Origin of the sequence: Mesorhizobium mediterraneum (assembly GCF_002284565.1) — a bacterium.
Classification (GTDB): domain Bacteria; phylum Pseudomonadota; class Alphaproteobacteria; order Rhizobiales; family Rhizobiaceae; genus Mesorhizobium; species Mesorhizobium mediterraneum.
This window is the reverse complement of the sequence record NZ_NPKI01000017.1, coordinates 68102-87099: the sequence shown is the minus strand read 5'-3', so window position 1 is coordinate 87099 and position 18998 is coordinate 68102. Positions and strand designations below refer to the sequence as shown.

Sequence of the window (18998 nt, the reverse complement as noted above, 5' to 3'; positions counted from 1 at the left end):
TCGTCGATTCACCCAGTCAACACCCGCAGTGCCCCAACACCGCAAGCGTCATTTGCTAATATAATCCTAAATAACGGGAAACGCTCCTCTTATTTTTGAACCCTGCGAACGGAATCGGCTGACCTGTCGAATATCCGTTCTCAACCTCCAAGACCCGCGTCCCAACAGCTCGCTTCGATGCCACCACCACGCAATTGCCGGGTTGCCGTAGATCGTTCCGGCAATTGGTGGATATTTGGCTCATTGCAAGCACTCATTCGGGTTTGCCGGTCTCACGGCCACAAGCCGATCGGCCAAGAACTGACCGCTGAAGCGTGCTCCGAACCTGCCTCTGCGACAGCATGCCAGCCTTCATCGATCAGTGCGGTCATTGAATACCAGAATGTCTGAATCGCTACCATTCGAATGCACGACGACATCCCCCCCGACGGCCTCATACCATCAAGCTGCAAATATCCGGGTCAAGGTCGGCGGGAAGGCTCACCGGTTTTTAAGAGAACAAGAAAGCAACTTTCCGGATGCTGCGGCCGTGACGACAGCGCTGAGTTCGAGTGAACGTGGGAGGATCAGATGAAAGCAGTGATTCAATGTGGTGGAATGGGGACACGTCTTCGCCCCTTCACATCGGTCTTGCCGAAGCCGCTCATGCCGATTGGTGCCCGGCCGGTTCTCGAGATGCTTCTGAAATGGCTGCGACGCAATGGCATCCAAGAAGTCTACATCACAACCGGGTATCTCGGCCATTTGATCCGCACCGTGTGCGGAGATGGCTCGCAGTGGAACCTGAAAATTCGATACACGCAAGAAATGGAGCCGCTTGGCACCATCGGACCGCTTTCTTTGATCAGAGATGAGCTGACAGAGCCGTTCATAGTTCTCAACGGGGATGTCCTCACGGATCTAAGTCTCAGTCGATTTGTGGCAGCCCACCGCAAGCACAACGATCCGGTGACGATCGCCACAGCCTGCCGCCTGATCAAGATGGACTTCGGCGTCATCGATGAAGTCGACAATAGGGTGCAGATCTTTCGCGAGAAGCCGACGCTTTCGCACCTGGTCAGCATGGGAATCTACTGCATGAACCCAGACGTTCTGCAGTTTATTCCATCTGGCATTCCCTTCGGGTTTGACGACCTGATGCTGCAGATGATGCAGAACGGCACCACCGTCCACGTGTACAAGCATGATGGTCTCTGGCTCGATATCGGGCGCGTCGACGATTTCCAGAACGCGCAAGCCATTTCCTGGGAAGACCAGTCGGCCTCGATCGAGGTCACTGCCACGGCCGCATGACGAGATCACGAAGCCGATCCCACAGTCTAACAGTCTAGGAGGTTATGATGCTCTTGGTCAGTGCCCCAATTTTGGGTGTGCCGGAGAAGACAGCTTTGTCCAAGGTCATCGATAGCGGCTGGCTGACCATGGGAGAGCAGGTGAAAGCCTTTGAAGAGGCTTTTGCCAGTATGCATGGTGCGCAGGATTGCGTCGCGGTCAGTTCTTGCACTGCGGCGCTTCATCTCATTCTACATGCTCTCGGTATCGGACCAGGCGATGAAGTGCTGGTCCCGTCCATGACCTTCGTGGCGACCGCAAACGCGGTTCTCTACGTCGGTGCCACTCCGGTCTTTGTCGACATCGAGTCGGCCGACGTGCCGCTGATGTCGATCGTCGAAGCTGAAGCAAAATGCACTGCGCGCACTAAGGCGGTCATTCTCGTACATTTCGCCGGCTACCTCGCCAATCGGGAAGAATGGCAGAAGTTCGCCCGCGCCCGAGGACTGCAGATCATCGAGGATGCCGCGCATGCGCCCGGCTTGAAGGAAGTGGGTACATTTGGTGCCGCGGCGGCCTTCAGCTTCTATGGCAACAAGAACATGACCACGGCGGAAGGTGGGGCTGTGATTGCCCGAGACCCCAAGCTGCTTGAGACAATCCGCCAGGCCCGTGGGCACGGCATGACCACCGGGACACATCAGAGGCTGAACAGTCGCACGCCGCAGTATGATGTCACCATGCTCGGATTCAACTATCGCATGGATGAAATGCGCGCTGCAATCGGACTGGTCCAGCTGCAGAATTTGCAGGAATGGAATGAGATCAGGCGTATCCTGGTCATGCTATACCGGCGTCTCATCGCAAAACACTGCCCAGCCGTGACAGTCCCGTTCCACGAGCCGCGGACGTCGGCCTATCATATCATGCCTGTCCTTTTGCCGCGCTACGCTGACAGGCAAGACGTCATCGACGAATTGCGCAAGCAAGGAATACAAACGACCATCCACTATCCGCCGGTGCACCAGATGACGCTCTATCGCGAGCTTTTTCCCGGCACCCATTTGCCGCGGACAGAGGACTTTGCCCAGCGTGAGCTCACGCTGCCACTTCATCCCCAGATCACTGCGCCTGTGGTCGAGTCAGTGGCGACCGCTCTTGCCGCTGCGGTCAACAGCTGCGCCCAAGCAGGAACAGCAGCATGAATGCCTTGGATTTATCCATCCATCGACCTGTTGTCCCAAGCGCCGCCCATGGGCTTGCGAGACGAGCAATGGATCTCACCATCGCTACCGCAGCCGCCATAGTGTTCGCTCCGCTGATGCTGGTGATCGCTCTGGCGCTCTTGCTGGAAGGCGGCCGGCCTATCTTCTTTGCGCAGACCCGCGTGGGTGCCGGTGGGCGGCCATTCCGCATGTACAAGTTCCGCAAATTCGCCGTGCGATGCGATCCCGGTGGCCTGGCGCTGACCATGGCCGGAGACAGCCGCATGACGACAGTGGGGCGGTTTCTCGCCCTCACCAAGTTCGACGAGTTCCCGCAACTGTGGAATGTCTTCAGAGGCGAGATGGCTATCGTCGGACCGCGACCGGAGAGCCTTGTCTTCGCCGATTGTTTCCGCGGTGGCTTTGAGGCTGTTCTAAAATACAAACCGGGCTTGTTGGGTCCGGCCCAGGTTCTCTTCCGGCATGAAGCCCATTTTTATCCGCGATCCGAGGATCCGCTCCTTTTCTACCGTGAGGTCCTGTTTCCTGCCAAGGCCAGGCTTGACCTCGCCTATTATCCGCAGCGCACGGTCACCTCTGACATCATCTGGATGGCGCGCGGCTTTCTGGCGGTCCTCGGCCTGGCCTCGTCGCCGCCGATCAGCCCGGTCTCGCCGCCAATCGGCATGTGAGAGCAGTTTGGCATGGCCGCGCTCTGTTGGATTTGCGAGGTCGCCGCATCACGTCATAGGGGGAACGCTTAGTCATGAGCTACAGGGGTAGGAAAGTTCTGGTCACGGGTGCTGATGGGTTCATCGGGTCGCATCTCACCGAAGCGCTCGTTCGCAGTGGGGCGGATGTCACGGCGCTGGCTCTCTACAATTCCTTCGACAGTCATGGTTGGCTCGATGATTTGCCGGCCACCATTCGAAGCCAGTTGAACCTCGTCCGCGGCGACGTCCGCGACAGCGCGTTCCTGAATCGGATCGTGCGCGGCCAGGCCGTCGTGTTTCATCTCGCCGCGCTTATCGCGATTCCATATTCATACGCGGCCGCCCAGTCTTATGTGGACACCAACATCCTGGGCACGGTGAACGTCCTCGAAGCGGCGCGCCAATGGGAGACAGAGCGTGTGGTGCACACCTCGACCAGCGAGGTCTATGGCACCGCACAGACCATGCCTATCCGCGAATCCCACCCGCTGCAGGGCCAGTCACCATATTCGGCATCCAAGATCGGCGCGGACATGATGGCAGAGTCCTACGCCAGGTCGTTCGACGTCCCCGTCGTGATTATGCGGCCGTTCAATACCTACGGCCCACGCCAGAGTGAGCGGGCTATCGTGCCGACCATCATACGGCAGGCCCTCGACAAAAATTGCCCGGCGATCATGGTCGGGGACACAAGCCCGATCCGCGACCTCACTTTCGTGGAAGACACGGCGGCGGCGTTCCTGACCGCAGGTTCGGCCGAACTCGAATTTGGCCATGCCTACAATGCCGGGAGCCAGCGCGCTGCGACGATCTCGGACGTATTGGATCTGGTGCTCGAGTTGAGTGGCTCCAAAAAGCCGGTCCATCGCGACGAACGCCGCCTGCGGCCGCAGAATTCCGAGGTCCGTGCCTTGCTGGCCGATTCTTCGCTCCTCGAAAGCAAGACTGGATGGCGGGCGCAGACCAGCCTGCGCGATGGGTTGGAGCGAACCATCGGATGGTGGGAGGCGCGCCTCAGCGAAGGCCGCGTACGACACGAAATGGGTTATATGACATGACTTTTCACCCGCGTGTGTTGGCTGCGTTGTTGATTGCCGCGGGCATGTCGTTGGGTCTGTCCACGGTCGGAAGCCGGCAAAGCAGCGAGCAGACACAATTTGCCGCGCCGGTGATGATGGATCTGCCGGATTATTTGCGCCCAGCGACGGATCCGGCGTTTGGGACCAGTTTCACGCGCATCACCAAGCCGGGAGTGCTTGGTAATGGGCTTGCATGCGAGAAGAACTATTGCACCCATCGGTATTCGAGTGCCCAAGCCTGGAATTCAGACCAGAGCCTTCTTGTCATCACCAACGGCTGTAGCGGCGGCATGTGCTTCATGGACGGGCACACATACGCGCCGCTGTTCCGTCGCGCTCGATCTATTGAATGCGAATGGCACCCTCAAAACGCCGATCTGATGATCTGCGTTCAGGGCCGGCAAGTGTCGACCTGGGCGCCACGGACCAATCGCGAAGACGTCCTGTTCGCTTCGACTGAATACCATGATTTCCATTTCGGGCCGGGCAAGGGCAATCCAAGCCGTGACGGTGATCGCATAGCGGTGCGCGCGGTGCGTGAGGATGGCGAGACGGTGGTCTTTGCCTACGATCTCAAGCAGCGGCGGAAATTCCCGGACATCGATCTTGGGCATCTTGGCGGAACCAATGGTGCCTGCTCGATTTCTCCGCTCGGAGCCAACATTCTATGCCTCCAGGAGATAGTCAGCGGCATCCAACAGGCCTTCATTTTCAGTGTCGAGGGCACTTTGCTCCAGAAATGGACGGAACATCATCGGCCCGGCCACGGCGACATGACAGTCGATGAGGACGGCAGCGAAGTCTATGTCGGCATCAGCAAGTCCGATCCGGACAAATATCACGTGATCAAGCGAAGGCTGTCCGACGGCAAGGTCACCCCACTTATGAAATACGGCGAAGCCATGCATGCATCCCTGCGTGCGCTGGACAGATCTGGCTGGGTGTTCCTGACCTATGGCGGCGATCCGGATGAGGTGTCAGCCCGTCCAGACATGGCGCCATATGCACAGGAAGTGATCGCGCTGCGCATCGACGGCAGTGGTGAGATTCGACGCATCGCACAAACGAGAAGCACTCAGTTAGACTATCGAAGCGAAACTCATGCCTCGCCGTCGCCTGACGGCTCACAAGTAGTCTGGTCGAGCAACTGGGGCGTGCCCGGCGGTCCCGTCTACGACTTCGTCTCCCGTGTCGATTGGCCGGAAGAGCCGACGTTGAACCGGAAGGAGATTGTCACCAATGGTCTTCACTAATCGAATCCTTCTTGCCGCGCTTGGTATACTGGCTGCCATCGATATGGCCACCGCAGCGGAGACGCGGGTTGCATATCGACTGTCCGCCGGCGATACCGTCGAGATAGGAATTGCCTCTATCCCGGAACGAACGCAGCGTGCCGTGGTTCAAATGGACGGCACGATCGCGCTTCCCGAAGTCGGGATGGTTTCGGTCGGCGGCCTCACTCCGGCCGAATTGCAGACGCGGATGGAGACGATCTTGCCAACCAAGATATTCCACCAGCGTCTGCCTGATGGGCGAGAGCAAATGATCGTCATCAAGCCGAGCGACGTCACCGCCGTCATCGCAGACTATCGCCCGATCTACGTGACCGGCGACGTGCTCACTCCCGGACAGCAGGCCTATCGACCGCTCATGACCGTGCGGCAGGCGATTGCCGTGTCTGGCGGTTTCAGCCTTCTGCGGTCACGGACAAACCAGGCTGGCCCAGATCCGGTGGATTTGCGGCGCGACTATGAATCGGCTTGGGGGGAGTACACCAGAGACTACTTTCATAGCGCCCGTCTGCGCGCCGAACTTCAGAACCAGGCGAATTTCGACATGAAGCCACCACAAGGGTCACCCTTGTCGGCCGCTTTCGTCTCGGCAATCGCCCAGGCCGAAGCGGAAGGGCTCAAGATTTCCCTGGACAACTTCCAGCAGGAGCAAAGCTACCTCGAAAAAAGCGCCAAGGACGCTGCGGCGCAGATCGCGGTCCTGCTCAAGCGCGAGCAGGTCGAAGCCGATGCAGTGAAGGCGGACGAGGACGATCTGGCGCGAGTGACGAAGGTATATAAAGCAGGCAATCTGACCAACGACAGGCTCGCCGACGTGCGGCGCGGTGTGATTCTCTCTTCCAGCCGGGCGCTCGAAACGTCGGTCGAACTCATGAGAGCGCGACGCCAGCAGGATGATTTTGTCAGACAGCACGAACGCAACGGCAACCAGAGAAGAATTGGTCTTCTGACCGAACTGAAGGACACCAACGTGCGTCTTGCCGACATCACCGCAAGACTTCGCGCCGCCAGCCAGAAATTGCAGCCCACGGGGGCGTCCGCCCAGCCGCTGCCAGTTGCCGGCGAAACCATTCAGGCTCAGGTCACGATCATCCGCAAGGTCGGTGAGGAATGGCGTAAACAGCCGGCCGGAGAAGATACCGAGGTATCACCGGGCGACACGATAGAGGTAAGGTTCAGCAGCGGTCTCGAGAGCGTAGCGATCCAATAGAGCAATTCCAGGAAAAGTGTGAAGCGGTTTTCCGTCCGGAATTGCGCAAAAACAAAGAGATAGAGCGGTTCGGCGTTTCCGTGAAACGATGAACCGCTCTAAACCGGCTGTACCTTGGTCATGCCGGGATTGCCGTCTGCGTTACTGTCTGAAAGCTCTGGATACCTGGTCCGTGAAGGGTTTGAGCAAATAGGACCAGACATTGCGCTCGTCGGTGCTTATGTGAACTTCGGCGGGCATGCCGGGTTTGAGTATTTTCGCTTCCGTCAGGCAGGTCGCCGCATTTTCGACGTTGATGCGCGCCGAAAAGTACGAAAGCTGACGTTGCTGATCTTTAATCAGATCTGCAGAGATGCGGTTGACCGAGCCTTGGCAAACAGGTGTCGTCCCTGCGTCGAACGCCGGAAAGCGGATTGAAACCCGCTGTCCAGGACGTACGTCATCTATACGCTCTGGAGAAACGAGCGCATCCACGACCAGGTTGTCGGTGTCAGGCACAATCATCATAAGCACTTCCCCGGGGGCAATCACGCCTCCGATGGTGTGGATGGAGGATTCTTGTACGGTTCCAGTCTGTGGGGCGCGGATATCTGTCCTGGCGAGCTCGTCTTCCGCCACTACCTTGCGCTCATTGAGCTCGGTCTGCTTGGCTTCCGTTTCGCGAAGTTCGCTCGTTACCTCGCTCCGCATTTGCTCGTCGAGCTGAAGCACCTGAAGGTCGGTCTCACTGATGCGAGCTTGGACCTCCGCGATTGCCGCGACGAGGCGTCCTGACTCGCCGCGAGTCCGGCTCTTCTCCAAGCTGACAGTGCTCAGCCTCTCCTTGGAGACCAACTTCTTTGCGTAGAGAGATTCGACGTCAGCAAGGTTCTGCGTCAGCAGATCCAGCGACTCGTCCATTGCCGCCTGCTGTGCTTTGAGGCCATCGATCTGACGCTCCAATTGCTTCGAGCGGCTTTGCAATTGTGCCTTCTGGCCAGCCAATGCCGCCGCCCGGCTTTCGAACACGGCGCGTTCGCCACGGACAAGTGCCGCCAGTTGCGGGTCGCCCATCTGGGCCCGAACGCTGGGTGGGAGTTGCATTTCCGGCAGGCCCTGCCGCTCGGCCTCCAGTCGCGCCAGACGAATGGTGGCGCGATCCAGATCCTCGCTGACTATCTGCAGGTTTGCTCGTGTCAACGTGTCGTTCAGCCTGACCAAGACGTCGCCGGCACGCACATGGTCCCCGTCCTGGGCGAAGATGCCGCCGACAGTGCCGCCGGTTTGATGTTGGACTTTCTTTATGTTGCTTTCGACCACCACGGTGGCGGGCGCAATCACCGCACCGGCAATCTTGGTCAACCCTAGCCAGAGCCCTCCACCGAAGATCAACAGGCAGGTGGTCGCCAGGCCCAGTAGCAGGTTGGCCCTGATGCCATCCGGCTCTTCGGTTGGATTCGTCGGGATCAGTTCGCTTTCGCTACCGACCGCGGCATATGATGACACGGTCCCGGTAGAGCAATATCTCACATATGCCTGCCTGCACCTTTCCACGGCGGAACGACAATATGCGGCCAGACCCAAGAGCAGATTGGTCCGGATGCCATTCGGCTCTGGCTTTGCCCCAACCGATGGGCTTTCGCCACCGACCGCAGCATATGACGACGTGGTCATGTTAGGCACTAATACCTCACGCATGGCCGCTTGCACCTTGCTGCAGCGGGACGACAGTATTTGGCCGCGGGAAGGGCCGGATGACATTTGCCAGAACGTCTTCGCGCGAGCCAAATGAATGGAGCATGCCATTCGACAAGACGAGTACCTGATCGATGTTGACGAGAGCCGACGGACGATGCGCCACAACGATTGCGATGCCACCGCGTTCGCGCACCGCCAGGATTGCCCCGGCCAGGGCAACATCGCCGTCGGCATCCAGGTTGGAATTTGGCTCGTCGAGGACGACAAGGAATGGATCACCATAAAGCGCTCTGGCGAGCCCGACGAGCTGCCTCTGCCCAGCTGACAGGGCCGCTCCGCCTTCACCGATGCGCGTTTGGAAACCTTCCGGCAGTCGCATGATCATCTTGTCCACGCCCGCAGCCTTGGCGGCTGCCAGCACGCCTTTTGCGTCTGCCTTGCCGCCGAATCTTGAAATGTTGTCTGCGATCGTTCCGTCGAACAGCTCAACGTCCTGCGGCAGGTAGCCGATATGAGTGCCGAGCAACTCCGAATTCCATTGATCGAGCGCGGCGCCGTCCAACCTTACCGTTCCGCGGAGCGGCTTCCATGCCCCGACCAAAGCACGCACGAGCGTCGTCTTGCCAGAACCACTCGGGCCGACGATCGCCAACCCCGCGCCCCTCGACAAGCGAAAGCTTACATTGACGAGCGTTGGTCTCTGCAGACTTGGTGGCGCGACCGTCAGTTCCTCGACCGCAAGCTGTGTCTGTGGGCGCGGCAGTTCCATAGGGTCTTTCTGGCTGCCGAAAGCATCCAGTGCTGCCGCCAGGTCGGAATAGCTTCGGCGGGTGGCCAGAAACCCTCTCCAGTTTGCGATCGCCACATCGACCGGCGCCAATGAGCGGCCCAGCAATATGGACGACGCGATGATAACGCCGGGCGAAGCCTCGCCGCCGATCACAAGGTAGGCACCAAGCCCCAGCACGGACGATTGCAGGGCCATGCGGAGTGTTTTCGACAATGAACTCGCTGCGCCGACGACATCGGAGAGCTGTTCCTGGTTCTTGAGGTAAAGATGGCTGATCTCATTCCAGCGCCGACCAAGCTGGGCTGAAAGGCCCATCGCCTGAACAACCTCCGCGTTGCGGCGGCCGGAATCGGCAAGAAGCCGCTGTGCCACGAGCGTTTCAGACGCTCGCGCGGCGGGTTTGCGGGCAACGACTTCCGCGACGACCGTCAAAAGCACGACAGCAGCCGCGCCGAGGGTTGCCAACACACCAAGCGAAGGGTGCAGTAGATAGATGACCACCATATAAAACGGTATCCAGGGAGCGTCGAAGACGACTGTCGGTCCCAGCCCGGAAAGAAAGCCGCGCAACTGGTCCAGATCACGAAGTGGCTGCACACGGTTCGCATCCTGCCCGGCAGTAAGCGGCAGGGAAAGCGAGGCAGCGAACGCCTTTTGCTGCAGATCTCTGTGCAGGCGGCTGCCGATGCGGACCAACAGGCGAAGCCTGACGAAATCGAGGAGTCCATAGACCGCGTAGAGGCCCAGCATCCCGATCGTAAATCCGACGAGAGTGGGAATGCTCTGCGAAGGCAGCACGCGATCGTAGATCTGGAGCATGTAGACGGAGCCGGTCAAGGCGAGAATGTTTATCACCGCCGAGAAAACCCCGACGCCGATCAATCCGTGCATTGAGCCGAACATGGCGGAACGTAGATCGGGCGAGCGCCCTTGCGTTGGCTTCATGATCTGCGATCTTTCGTGCGAAATTGCCGCGCGAACGTGTTGGTCCTGTCGATGATGGGTAAACCCTCTTGCCTTGCGGGAAGCGGCTGCTTTCCGTTAGCTACTGAAACATTACGTTTTGCTTACGTATGTGCCTTTTGATTAAAATGTAGCAAAATCGTGACGCTGGACCGAGAATTCGGGAATTGGCTCTGCAAGGCTGGGGATAACTGGGGTGAGAAACCGGATATTCCCAATGATGAGACAATATTCCCAACCAAGCGACAGATGAGAAGCCCGTGATCACCCTTTGTTACATCATGTCTTCAAAGCCCATGGCGATGAGTGTTTTTCGATTCGCCCATCGAAAATTTAATGAATTTGAGATACACTTAACTGGTGCGCAATTGTCGGACACTGGCGCCGGCAAAGTCAGGAAGGCGGGTCTGTCGTGAGCGAGGAGATCAGTGTCGCCGATGCCTACAGCAAAGGCCGTACCAACTTCATGGGGCTGGAGTTGCTCATCGCGCCCGGTGCGCTCGTTCCCCGACCGGAGACGGAGTTGCTCGGCACGACCGCTCTCGACGTTCTCAGTCAAATGAACCTGCCGGAGCCGCGCGTTATCGACATGTGCTGCGGTGCCGGCAATCTGGCGTGCGCCATCGCGCACTACGCCCCCACCGTGCGTGTCTGGGCGAGCGATCTCACCGATGGATGCGTCGACGTCGCGCGCCGCAACGTTGCTCATCACAACATGGCGGATCGCGTGTCGGTGCTTCAGGGCGACTTGTTCAGTGCCTTCTCAGGCTTGGAGCTTGACGGCACGATCGACATGATCGTCTGCAACCCGCCTTACATTTCGGAAAAGCGGCTCGAGGGCGACCGCGCGCATCTGACCGAGCTCGAGCCGCGTGAGGCGTTTGCCGCCGGCCCCTATGGCCTGAGCATCCATATGCGCGTGATCAAGGACGCGCCGCGTTACTTGCGGCGCGGAGGCATCCTGCTCTTCGAGGTAGGGCTCGGCCAGGACCGGCAGGTCATGAGCCTGCTGGAGCGTTCCAAGGCCTACGAAACCATCCGTGCGGTCACGAACGAAGCCGGCGAGGGCAGGGTGGTTGTGGGACATACCACGCCGCAAGCGTGAGCCATGCCGCAACTGCGGCAGGCTCGGTTGCGCTGTCGGCGGAGCGTGGAACAGCGCAAGATGTCGGCAATCAGTTTTTCTTGCGGAGAACGTACTGTGCAATTCCTTGAATGGAATCGAGGTTCTCCGGCAGGAGTTCGCTGTCTTCGACGGTGATGCCGAAGGTCTCCTCGATAAAGCCGATAACCTCGAGCACCCCTGTCGAGTCGACGATGCCTTGATCGAGAAGGGACGTGTCGCTCTCCAGAGCATCCGCGTCGGCAATGTAGAAATTCGACGCCAGGAAAGCGCGAATCTGATCCCTGCAGGTTTCGGCCCTATCCTTGGTAGACAACATTGAATTCTCCTCCGATACAAATGATGAATGCTGATCAATTTCATCCAGAAACCGCCTCATGACAGGGCCGTTTTTTTGAGTTTGCCCGTGTCTGTCATCGGTAGGCTGGGTACGATCACGATGGACTTCGGAACCATGAAGTTCTCCAACCGTCTCTGACATTCTTTCTGCAACTGCCTTTCGTCGATGAATCTTCCTTGCTCCATCACGACAAACGCTTTGACCGCTTGCCCGAGAAGCTCGTCCGGAACGCCGATGACCGCGGCTTCCCGTACACCGGCAATATCCAACAGCGCGTTTTCCACCTCCTTCGGCGCCACTTTCTCTCCTCGCGATTTTATGATCTCGTCGCCGCGACCGATGAAGTAGAGGTATCCCTCCGCGTCCATCCGGCAGTAGTCGCCGGTGTACAAGACCTGCTCGCCCGGCAACGGGCCGGGTTTGAGTTTTCTGGCCGTGGCTTCCGGCTTGCCCCAATAGCCCTTCATCACCGTCGCTCCGCGGATGACGAGTTGGCCAACGACATCAGGGCCGACCGGCCTGTCATGCTCGTCGACAATCCACATTTCCGTGTTCGGGATGGCGACCCCGACGCTCAATGGCTTTCGCTCAAGGTCTTCCGGCGGCAGATAGGTGCAGCGCTTGCATTCGGTGAGGCCATACATCGAATAGATGCGCGCATCCGGAAACAGGTCCTGCAGCATGAGAATGTGCTTGAGCGGCAGGGCGGCCGCAGTGTTCGTTACGTAGCGAATGCTCGAAAAATCATGATCTTTTAGTGACCTGAGGTCCGAGAGCGCGGCGAAGATGGTCGGCACGCCGGGAAAACCTGTCACCCTCTCTTCCTTGATCAACCCGAGGATCTGCGCCGGGAAAGCGAACGAGCGTTCAAGCACCAACCTGGCGCCGGTGCGAAACGCCATGATCATCTGGTACAGGCCGTAATCGAAGGCGAGAGGCAGGACGTTGAGGATCACCTCGTCCTCGCACAGCTCCAGGTATGAAGCGATCGAAGTGCATGCGGCTGTCATGTTCCTGTGCGTCAGCATCACGCCCTTGGGTTCACCTGTCGACCCGGACGTGTAGATGATGGCAGCGAGATCTATATCGATGCAGCGGCGCGCCGGCGGTGCGCTGCCGCCGGCGGCGACCGCAGCGTCCCAGCGCACGGCGTGCGGCAATCCTGTCAACTCGACGTCGACGATCGGCCCGGAGACGATCACCCGGCGCAATGACGGGCAGTTGCGTGCCGGTTCGCTGAAGATCGAGTGCAGGTGCCTGTCCGTTATCAGTGCCGTCGGTCGGCAATCGTTGAGCAGATAATCAAGCTTGTCGCTTTTGGTGAGCGGGTTGACGATGCACACAACGGCATTCGCCTTGAGCACCGCCCAAAAGGCGATGACTGTCTCGACGGTGTTGTCGGCGAAGATCATCACGCGATCGCCACGTGCGACCCCAGCCGCGGCCAGATGTTGGGCAATCGCGTTGGAGCGCGCTTCGAGATCGCCATAGGTGACACGTTGTCCGCCGCACACCAGCGCCACCTTCTCACCGACCCGGCTGGCGGCGTGGGTGAGGTAGTCATGCAGCAAAGGTACGGCGCCATGCATCATGCCAGCACCTCTTCGCGATGCTCGCGGTCAACGTCGACGGTGAGGTCGACCCTGCGAGCTCCACCGGGACGGCTTACGACAAACTGCTGGTGAAGGAGCTGGGTCGACAGCACGCCGACCAGCGCCATGTTGTCGGAGTTGGAGAGATCGCCGTCGCCCGCCCTGGCTCGACACTTGTCCAGCAGCCGCGTGACCGACTTCGGATCGAAAACGTTCGCCTCGCGCAGCGCCGTCTCCGAAAGCGCTTCGCGGACATAGGCCGGAGCATCATCGGCGACGAAGCAAAGCGCATTGGGCGCCCGGTAAGGCTGCTTCTTGCGGGCCACGATTTCCGGCGGCACGATCGGTTCCGCCACCCGCTTCAACACGTGCTTTTCGTCGAGGATGCGCAGCTTGTAGGCCGCCGGAAGCGAATTCGCCAGCGTCACAAGTTCATCGTCCAGGAACGGGAAGCGCCCCTCGACGGAGTGGGCCATGAGCATCCTGTCCCCTTGCGAGGAAAGCAGGTATCCCGACATCAGCGTCTGGATCTCGATATACTGGTCCTGCGCGAGAGAGCCCCATCGCGAAAACTCCGCGGGCAGGCGGGCGATCAGCTCGGGCACGCAACTGCGGCGCTCGGACTCTGCGCGCATGTCGGCGGAGAACAATCTCTTGATGGCGCTGGTGGTGCGCCAGCGTGTGTCATGCGCAAAGCCCGGCGTGTCATAGGCCTGGATATCGCGCCCGAAGAACTGGCGCGCCATTGCTTGCTGATGCACCGGCGAGCGGCTGAGATAGGGATACAGGCGCTCCAGCAGCCGTGAGCGTCGCATCGATGCGGGCTGGCGTCCCCAGAAACGGCGGACCTTGCCTTCGCGGAACAGGTCATAGCCAGCGAACATTTCGTCCGCTCCTTCGCCGGTCAGCACGACCTTGATGCCGTGTTCGCGCACCAGCCTCGAGAGCAGGAACAGCGGCGCAGGCGCGGTCCTCAGGATTGGACGCTCGGTGTGGTAGATCACCTCAGGAAAGACCTCAGCGATGTCGCTGCGCGAAACTACCACCTCATGGTGCTCGCTCCCGGTCGCGCCGGCGACCAGGCGCTGGAAGCGGGTCTCGTCATACTCGGCGTCGGCAAAACGCAGGGAGAAGGTCTGGAACCGTTCGCCGGCGTAGCGCCTTCCCAGCGCGGCGACCAGCGAGCTGTCGAGCCCGCCCGACAGATAGCAGCCGACCGGCACGTCGGCCTGCACGATCCTGAGCGCCGTCGCCGCCTCAAGGGCGCCGCGCACCTCGTCCACCGCGTCGTTGAGTGAGCCGGTGAATTCGTCACGGCGAGGATCGGAAATTTCGGGGTAGCAAGGCTTCCAGAAAGCCCGCTCGCGAACGGTGTCCCTGTCGTAAATGCGGACATGTCCCGGGGTGAGTTCGCTGATCCCCTGAAATACGCCTTGCGGCGGCACGACTGTCCAGAGTGTGAAAGTCTGGTCGATGCCGGCTGGATCGAAGGCACGGGGTATATCAACGTCGGCCGCGAAAATGGCTTTCACTTCGCTGGCAAAGTAAACGCGGCCCCCATGCTCGCAGAAATGCAAGGGGCAGATGCCAAACCGATCGCGCGACAACACGAGACGACCTGCCACGGAGTCCCAGATTGCGACCGCCCATTGCCCATTCATCCGCGCGAAGGCGGCCTCGCCCCACGCGCGATAGGCATGGACGATGACCTCCGTGTCGCTATGGGTGCGGAAGCGGTGGCCGAGGGCGATCAGCTTTTCACGCAGCTCGAGGTAGTTGAAGATCTCGCCGTTGAAGATGATCCAAATCGTGTCGCCCGTGTCGGCGAGCGGCTGCTGGCCGTTCGAAAGATCGACGACAGACAGACGAGCATGCGCCAAACCCGCGCGTTTGTCCCGGTAAAGGCCGCGTTCGTCCGGACCGCGATGCGAGAGCGCGCCCACCATGCGCATCAGCGCTTCGCGCGAAGGGGGCGCCGCGGCGCCGCTCAGCGACACGATTCCGGCGATACCGCACATCGGTTAGTCCTCGCCCACTGCAGCGGACAGCAAGGGCCGTGCATGAAGATAGCGTGCGGCACGCCGTTTGCTGTCGATGTCCTTGAAGACTTTCTGAACCTGGGCCGCGGTGAGGCCGGCAGCTGCCGCGACCTCGTCGGCAGAAATTCCGTGGCTCAAGCCGTAGAGGCACAGATCCATCAGATGATAAGGCAGGGCGAAATAGAATTCCTCCTGACTCTGGGCCATGGAGAAAGTGTCCGTGGTCGGCGGCCGCCGCCGGACCTCTTCATCCACCCCAAGGTATTCAGCCAGCTGGTAGACCTGGGTCTTGTAAAGATGGACGATCGGCATCAGATCGGCATTCCCGTCGCCCTGCTTGACGAAAAAGCCCTGGTCATGCTCCAGGCGGTTTGGCGTACCTGCCACAGCATAGTTGAGGCGGTCCGCATGGTAGTACTCGGTCATTTTGCGCAGGCGCTGCTTGTAGTTGGTTGCAGCGACGATCTGCAGATAGGCTGCCGGCGACAGACGCACCGTATCTGTCTTGCCCTCGGGGTCCTGAACCGTGAGGCGCGTGATGTTGAGACCGTTGCTCTCGAGAACCGACGCGAGCACCAGCTTGCATTTCCAGCCGTCGCCATATTGGGGAACGACGGTCTGGATCGCTTCGATCTGTCGACGATAGGCGCCGACGGCCTCAAGGGCCGGTGCTATGTCTTCCAGGATCGTATCGATGCCGAGCTGGGCTGCGACGCTGCGGCCAAGCCTTAGCGAATCGCCGGAGGAATGGCGCTCCGGCATGAATATCCCCAAGACTTTGTCTTTCCCGAACGCGCGTGCGCATAACGATGCGACAACGGAGCTGTCGATACCCCCGGACAGGCCGACAACCACGCCACGACGTCGCAGTGTGCCAAAAACCTGCTCGCGCAGGATTTGAACGATGCGATCGACCTCCATGCGAGCATCGAGCACCAGCGTGCCCATGCTGAACTCTGAAATCACGTCGATGGTCTGTACTCCCGATTGCGAACCTCGGTTGAAGAATAGGTTTGCTCCACCGCCTTCTCGATGAGCGGGCGGTTGATGACGAGATGGGGCTCTGTGATCATATCGAAGTGACTGCCAACGACCGGAATCACATCCAGATGCGCGAAAGCGCCATCCCACCCTATGGCCAGAGGCATTTTGGGCCGAGCGCAGCGGAAGAGGGTTGCGGTGATCGGCAGCGTCCGTCTGGGTATCGCCAACCATCGGTAGAAGGCTCGTCCCCGCAACTGCCCCTGCAGTTCCAGTTTGGTTCTGAAACTCGTCGCGTTGAACTCATCCCGGGCGTAGCGATCGAGGATGCGGGCGAGCTGCGCCTCGAAGCCAGTTTTGACAGCGATCTTTGCAAGGAAGCGGCACACCATTCGGTCAGCGGTTACGCGGTTGGTCCGGATCCGATCGAATGTGCGGGTAACCATCTCCCAATAGGTGCTGCGCTCGCCGAGGAGGCTCGTGTCGAGGATTCCCAGGAACTTCACAGTTCGCCCCGCGGCCAGCAAACGCTCCGCAACCTCGAACGCGACGGCGCCGCCGAGCGAATGGCCGAGAAGGCGCACATGGCCCGTGGGCTGGGCGCGGCAGATCTGCTCCACCGCGGAGTCGGCCATGTCGGCGACGGTGTTTTGTCCGCGCAATATCATAGCCAGCGTAGGGTACTTGATGGGGGTCACTCGTGCGACCTTGCTCATCGAGGATGCAAAGGCAGCAAAGCTCGGGCCATAGCCAACGGATCCCGGGAGCAGAAAAAGAATAGGAGGATCGTACTTCTGCGCGCGCGCGTGCAGGTCGCCTGCCTGTGCCGACACGACCGCCTTGACCATTTCGTCCAGGCTCATCCCGACCGTGAAGCCCTGGAGACCGAGTTCCTGCCCGATGGCGCTTTCTATTTCCATGACGCATTGCAGCAGCTTCAGCGAATCTCCGCCTGCGTCATCCCAGCGTCCTGCAGCGACGCGTGTGTCGAGGATATTGTTCCAGGCATGCTGCACTATCCGATGGACGTTGATCTCGCTCGTATCGGACGGCTGTGCGGCCGGGGCGATCTTCGTGGCTGAAAGATCGATCTCCGCAAGCGTGGCCATGTCGACCTTGCCGCCCGACAGACGTGGAATCCCGGAGACCGTGTGAAGCCGCACGGGACACAGCGACGGCGGCAGCTTCGTTCTGACAAGCTGGCGAAGGTCGTCCGTAAAGGCGGGCCCCGCCCATGGCTGAGGAATGGCGAATGCGACAAGCTCATTTGCCGCGGTCACGATTGCCACGGCATCCTCCACAGAAGGCGCGCAACGCAACATCCGCTCGAGCTCGGCAGGTTCGATGCGTCGACCATTGATCTTTATCTGGCGCCCCTTGCGGCCGACGATCCGCAGCAGGCCATGACTGTCAAGTTGGACGAGGTCACCCGTCGCGAAGAGCCGAAGATCTGGGTCATCCGGATCCGATTCCACCGGCACGACGGCGCCGTTCTCCCAATGGCCAAGCAGGACATATGGGCCTCTTATCATGAGCTCTCCGCTCTTACCCGGCTGAACGCGGCGCCCCTTTTCGTCGACTATCGCGAAGGTGATTCCTGGGAGCAGCCAGCCAACCGGAACCGAGGCGCCTTCCTCCGGCCAGTCTTGCGGCAAGAACCATTGCGACCCTGTGGTCTCGGTTGACGAGTAACCGATCTGGATGAGGCAAGTGCTCGAAACGGTTTTGCGCAGCAGGGCGATATCAGCCCATGACACCTTCTCCCCCCCGATCCGGGCCACTCTGAGCGAGCGGAAGGCGTCAGCTGGTTTGTCTGCCATGAGTGCCCGAAGCAACGCCGGCACCAGATAGGTGACGGTCACGCCTTCGGATTCCACTAGGCGCCGGACCGCGCGCAAGCCAACGACGCCCACCTCGACGAGATGCAAGGTCGCACCGGTAAGAAGGGCGGCGAGAACCTCCCGGCAACCGGCGATCGTGGCAGGCCCGGTCAAGGGCAGGAAAACATCGTCCGAATTGATGTGGCATGCGTCGACATATTGCTGGACCCGCAAAAGCAGGCTGCGCTGGCTGTTGACTATGCCTTTGGGATGGCCGGTGCTGCCTGACGTATAGAGCACGATTGCAGGCGCGTCGACCGAGACGGAACAGGACTGGGGTATCGGCTGGACTTGCGGCGGGATGCTGGCGGTCGCATCGATCCAGTGGACATCGTGAGCCAAACCGACAGCGCGACCATTGCCGTCGCCTATAACCGCTGAAAGCCGCGCCGCAACGACAATGTCATTGGTTCGCGTGTCGGGATCTCTCGCGTTGAGTGGCACCGAAGGCCGCCCAATCGCCATGCTCGCCAGCATGGCCACAGGATACCAGGCCGAGTTGGCCTGAAGGATCCCGATCGCCTGCCCGTTGGGAACGACGGCCGCAATTCGGTGGGACAGCATCTCGACGGCCTGGAAAAGCTGGGAATACGTCAAACGGGTGGTGCCGTCGCTGATCGCGAGCTTGTCGGGATATTGGCTGGTGATGCTTCTCAGGTGGTCGAAGACGGCAACATTCGCAAAATCGGCGCCCATCCGTTGATAAGGGTGCAGTACAGGACCGCCCTGATCAAGTGCGTATTCCGGGACGTTTGACCATTTACGGGTGTCCGCTGGCTGACAATCCGCCCGTAGATCCAGACGCGCCTTTTCTGATCCCAAATATGCCGGAGACATGAGCT

Annotated in this window: 14 protein-coding genes; 7 read left to right on the top strand and 7 right to left on the bottom strand. The window is 59.9% G+C overall.

What is annotated here, in order from left to right; translation table 11 throughout:
• Window positions 1-570: 570 nt before the first annotated feature.
• The 6 genes from CIT25_RS14350 (at window position 571) to CIT25_RS14325 (ending at window position 6771) form a co-directional block, all read left to right on the top strand.
• A complete protein-coding gene (locus CIT25_RS14350; protein WP_095485205.1) occupies window positions 571-1293 on the top strand; it encodes a nucleotidyltransferase family protein in 723 nt (240 codons plus the stop codon).
• A 47-nt stretch (window positions 1294-1340) separates the two neighbouring features.
• Window positions 1341-2477, top strand: coding sequence for a DegT/DnrJ/EryC1/StrS family aminotransferase (locus CIT25_RS14345; RefSeq protein WP_095485554.1), 1137 nt, complete (start codon window positions 1341-1343; stop codon window positions 2475-2477).
• Window positions 2478-2545: 68 nt separating this feature from the next.
• Window positions 2546-3169, top strand: coding sequence for a sugar transferase (locus CIT25_RS14340; RefSeq protein ID WP_245329852.1), 624 nt, complete (start codon window positions 2546-2548; stop codon window positions 3167-3169).
• A 74-nt stretch (window positions 3170-3243) separates the two neighbouring features.
• The gene (locus CIT25_RS14335; protein ID WP_095485203.1) at window positions 3244-4248 is read left to right on the top strand and encodes an SDR family NAD(P)-dependent oxidoreductase; all 1005 of its coding nucleotides are present in this window, start codon (window positions 3244-3246) and stop codon (window positions 4246-4248) included.
• Window positions 4245-5522 carry a hypothetical protein gene (locus CIT25_RS14330; RefSeq protein WP_095485202.1) on the top strand — a complete coding sequence of 426 codons (1278 nt, stop codon included), beginning with the start codon at window positions 4245-4247 and terminating at the stop codon, window positions 5520-5522. The genes CIT25_RS14335 and CIT25_RS14330 overlap by 4 nt, the downstream gene beginning before the upstream one ends.
• 43 nt (window positions 5523-5565) lie before the next feature.
• Window positions 5566-6771, top strand: coding sequence for a polysaccharide biosynthesis/export family protein (locus CIT25_RS14325; RefSeq protein ID WP_245329851.1), 1206 nt, complete (start codon window positions 5566-5568; stop codon window positions 6769-6771).
• Window positions 6772-6912: 141 nt separating this feature from the next.
• Here the strand turns inward: CIT25_RS14325 and CIT25_RS14320 are convergent, their stop codons facing one another.
• On the bottom strand, window positions 6913-8220 hold the full coding sequence (locus CIT25_RS14320) for an HlyD family type I secretion periplasmic adaptor subunit (protein WP_342587097.1): 1308 nt from the start codon (window positions 8218-8220) through the stop codon (window positions 6913-6915).
• 220 nt (window positions 8221-8440) lie between these two features.
• Entirely contained in the window at window positions 8441-10183 is a 1743-nt protein-coding gene (locus CIT25_RS14315; protein ID WP_164759032.1) for a type I secretion system permease/ATPase, read from the bottom strand.
• Window positions 10184-10613: 430 nt separating this feature from the next.
• Between CIT25_RS14315 and CIT25_RS14310 the strand changes: the two genes are divergently transcribed.
• The gene (locus CIT25_RS14310) at window positions 10614-11306 is read left to right on the top strand and encodes a N5-glutamine methyltransferase family protein (RefSeq protein WP_095485199.1); all 693 of its coding nucleotides are present in this window, start codon (window positions 10614-10616) and stop codon (window positions 11304-11306) included.
• Between the two features lie 70 nt (window positions 11307-11376).
• Here the strand turns inward: CIT25_RS14310 and CIT25_RS14305 are convergent, their stop codons facing one another.
• From CIT25_RS14305 to CIT25_RS14285, 5 genes are read right to left on the bottom strand one after another with little or no spacing between them, the layout of a single operon-like run.
• A complete protein-coding gene (locus CIT25_RS14305; protein WP_095485198.1) occupies window positions 11377-11643 on the bottom strand; it encodes an acyl carrier protein in 267 nt (88 codons plus the stop codon).
• Between the two features lie 56 nt (window positions 11644-11699).
• Window positions 11700-13256, bottom strand: coding sequence for a class I adenylate-forming enzyme family protein (locus CIT25_RS14300; protein WP_164759033.1), 1557 nt, complete (start codon window positions 13254-13256; stop codon window positions 11700-11702).
• A complete protein-coding gene (gene asnB, locus CIT25_RS14295; protein WP_095485197.1) occupies window positions 13253-15274 on the bottom strand; it encodes an asparagine synthase (glutamine-hydrolyzing) in 2022 nt (673 codons plus the stop codon). The genes CIT25_RS14300 and asnB overlap by 4 nt, the downstream gene beginning before the upstream one ends.
• Window positions 15275-15277: 3 nt before the next feature.
• A complete protein-coding gene (gene nadE, locus CIT25_RS14290) occupies window positions 15278-16243 on the bottom strand; it encodes an NAD(+) synthase (protein ID WP_095485196.1) in 966 nt (321 codons plus the stop codon).
• Window positions 16244-16257: 14 nt separating this feature from the next.
• A complete protein-coding gene (locus CIT25_RS14285; protein ID WP_095485195.1) occupies window positions 16258-18993 on the bottom strand; it encodes a non-ribosomal peptide synthetase in 2736 nt (911 codons plus the stop codon).
• Window positions 18994-18998 lie beyond the last annotated feature (5 nt).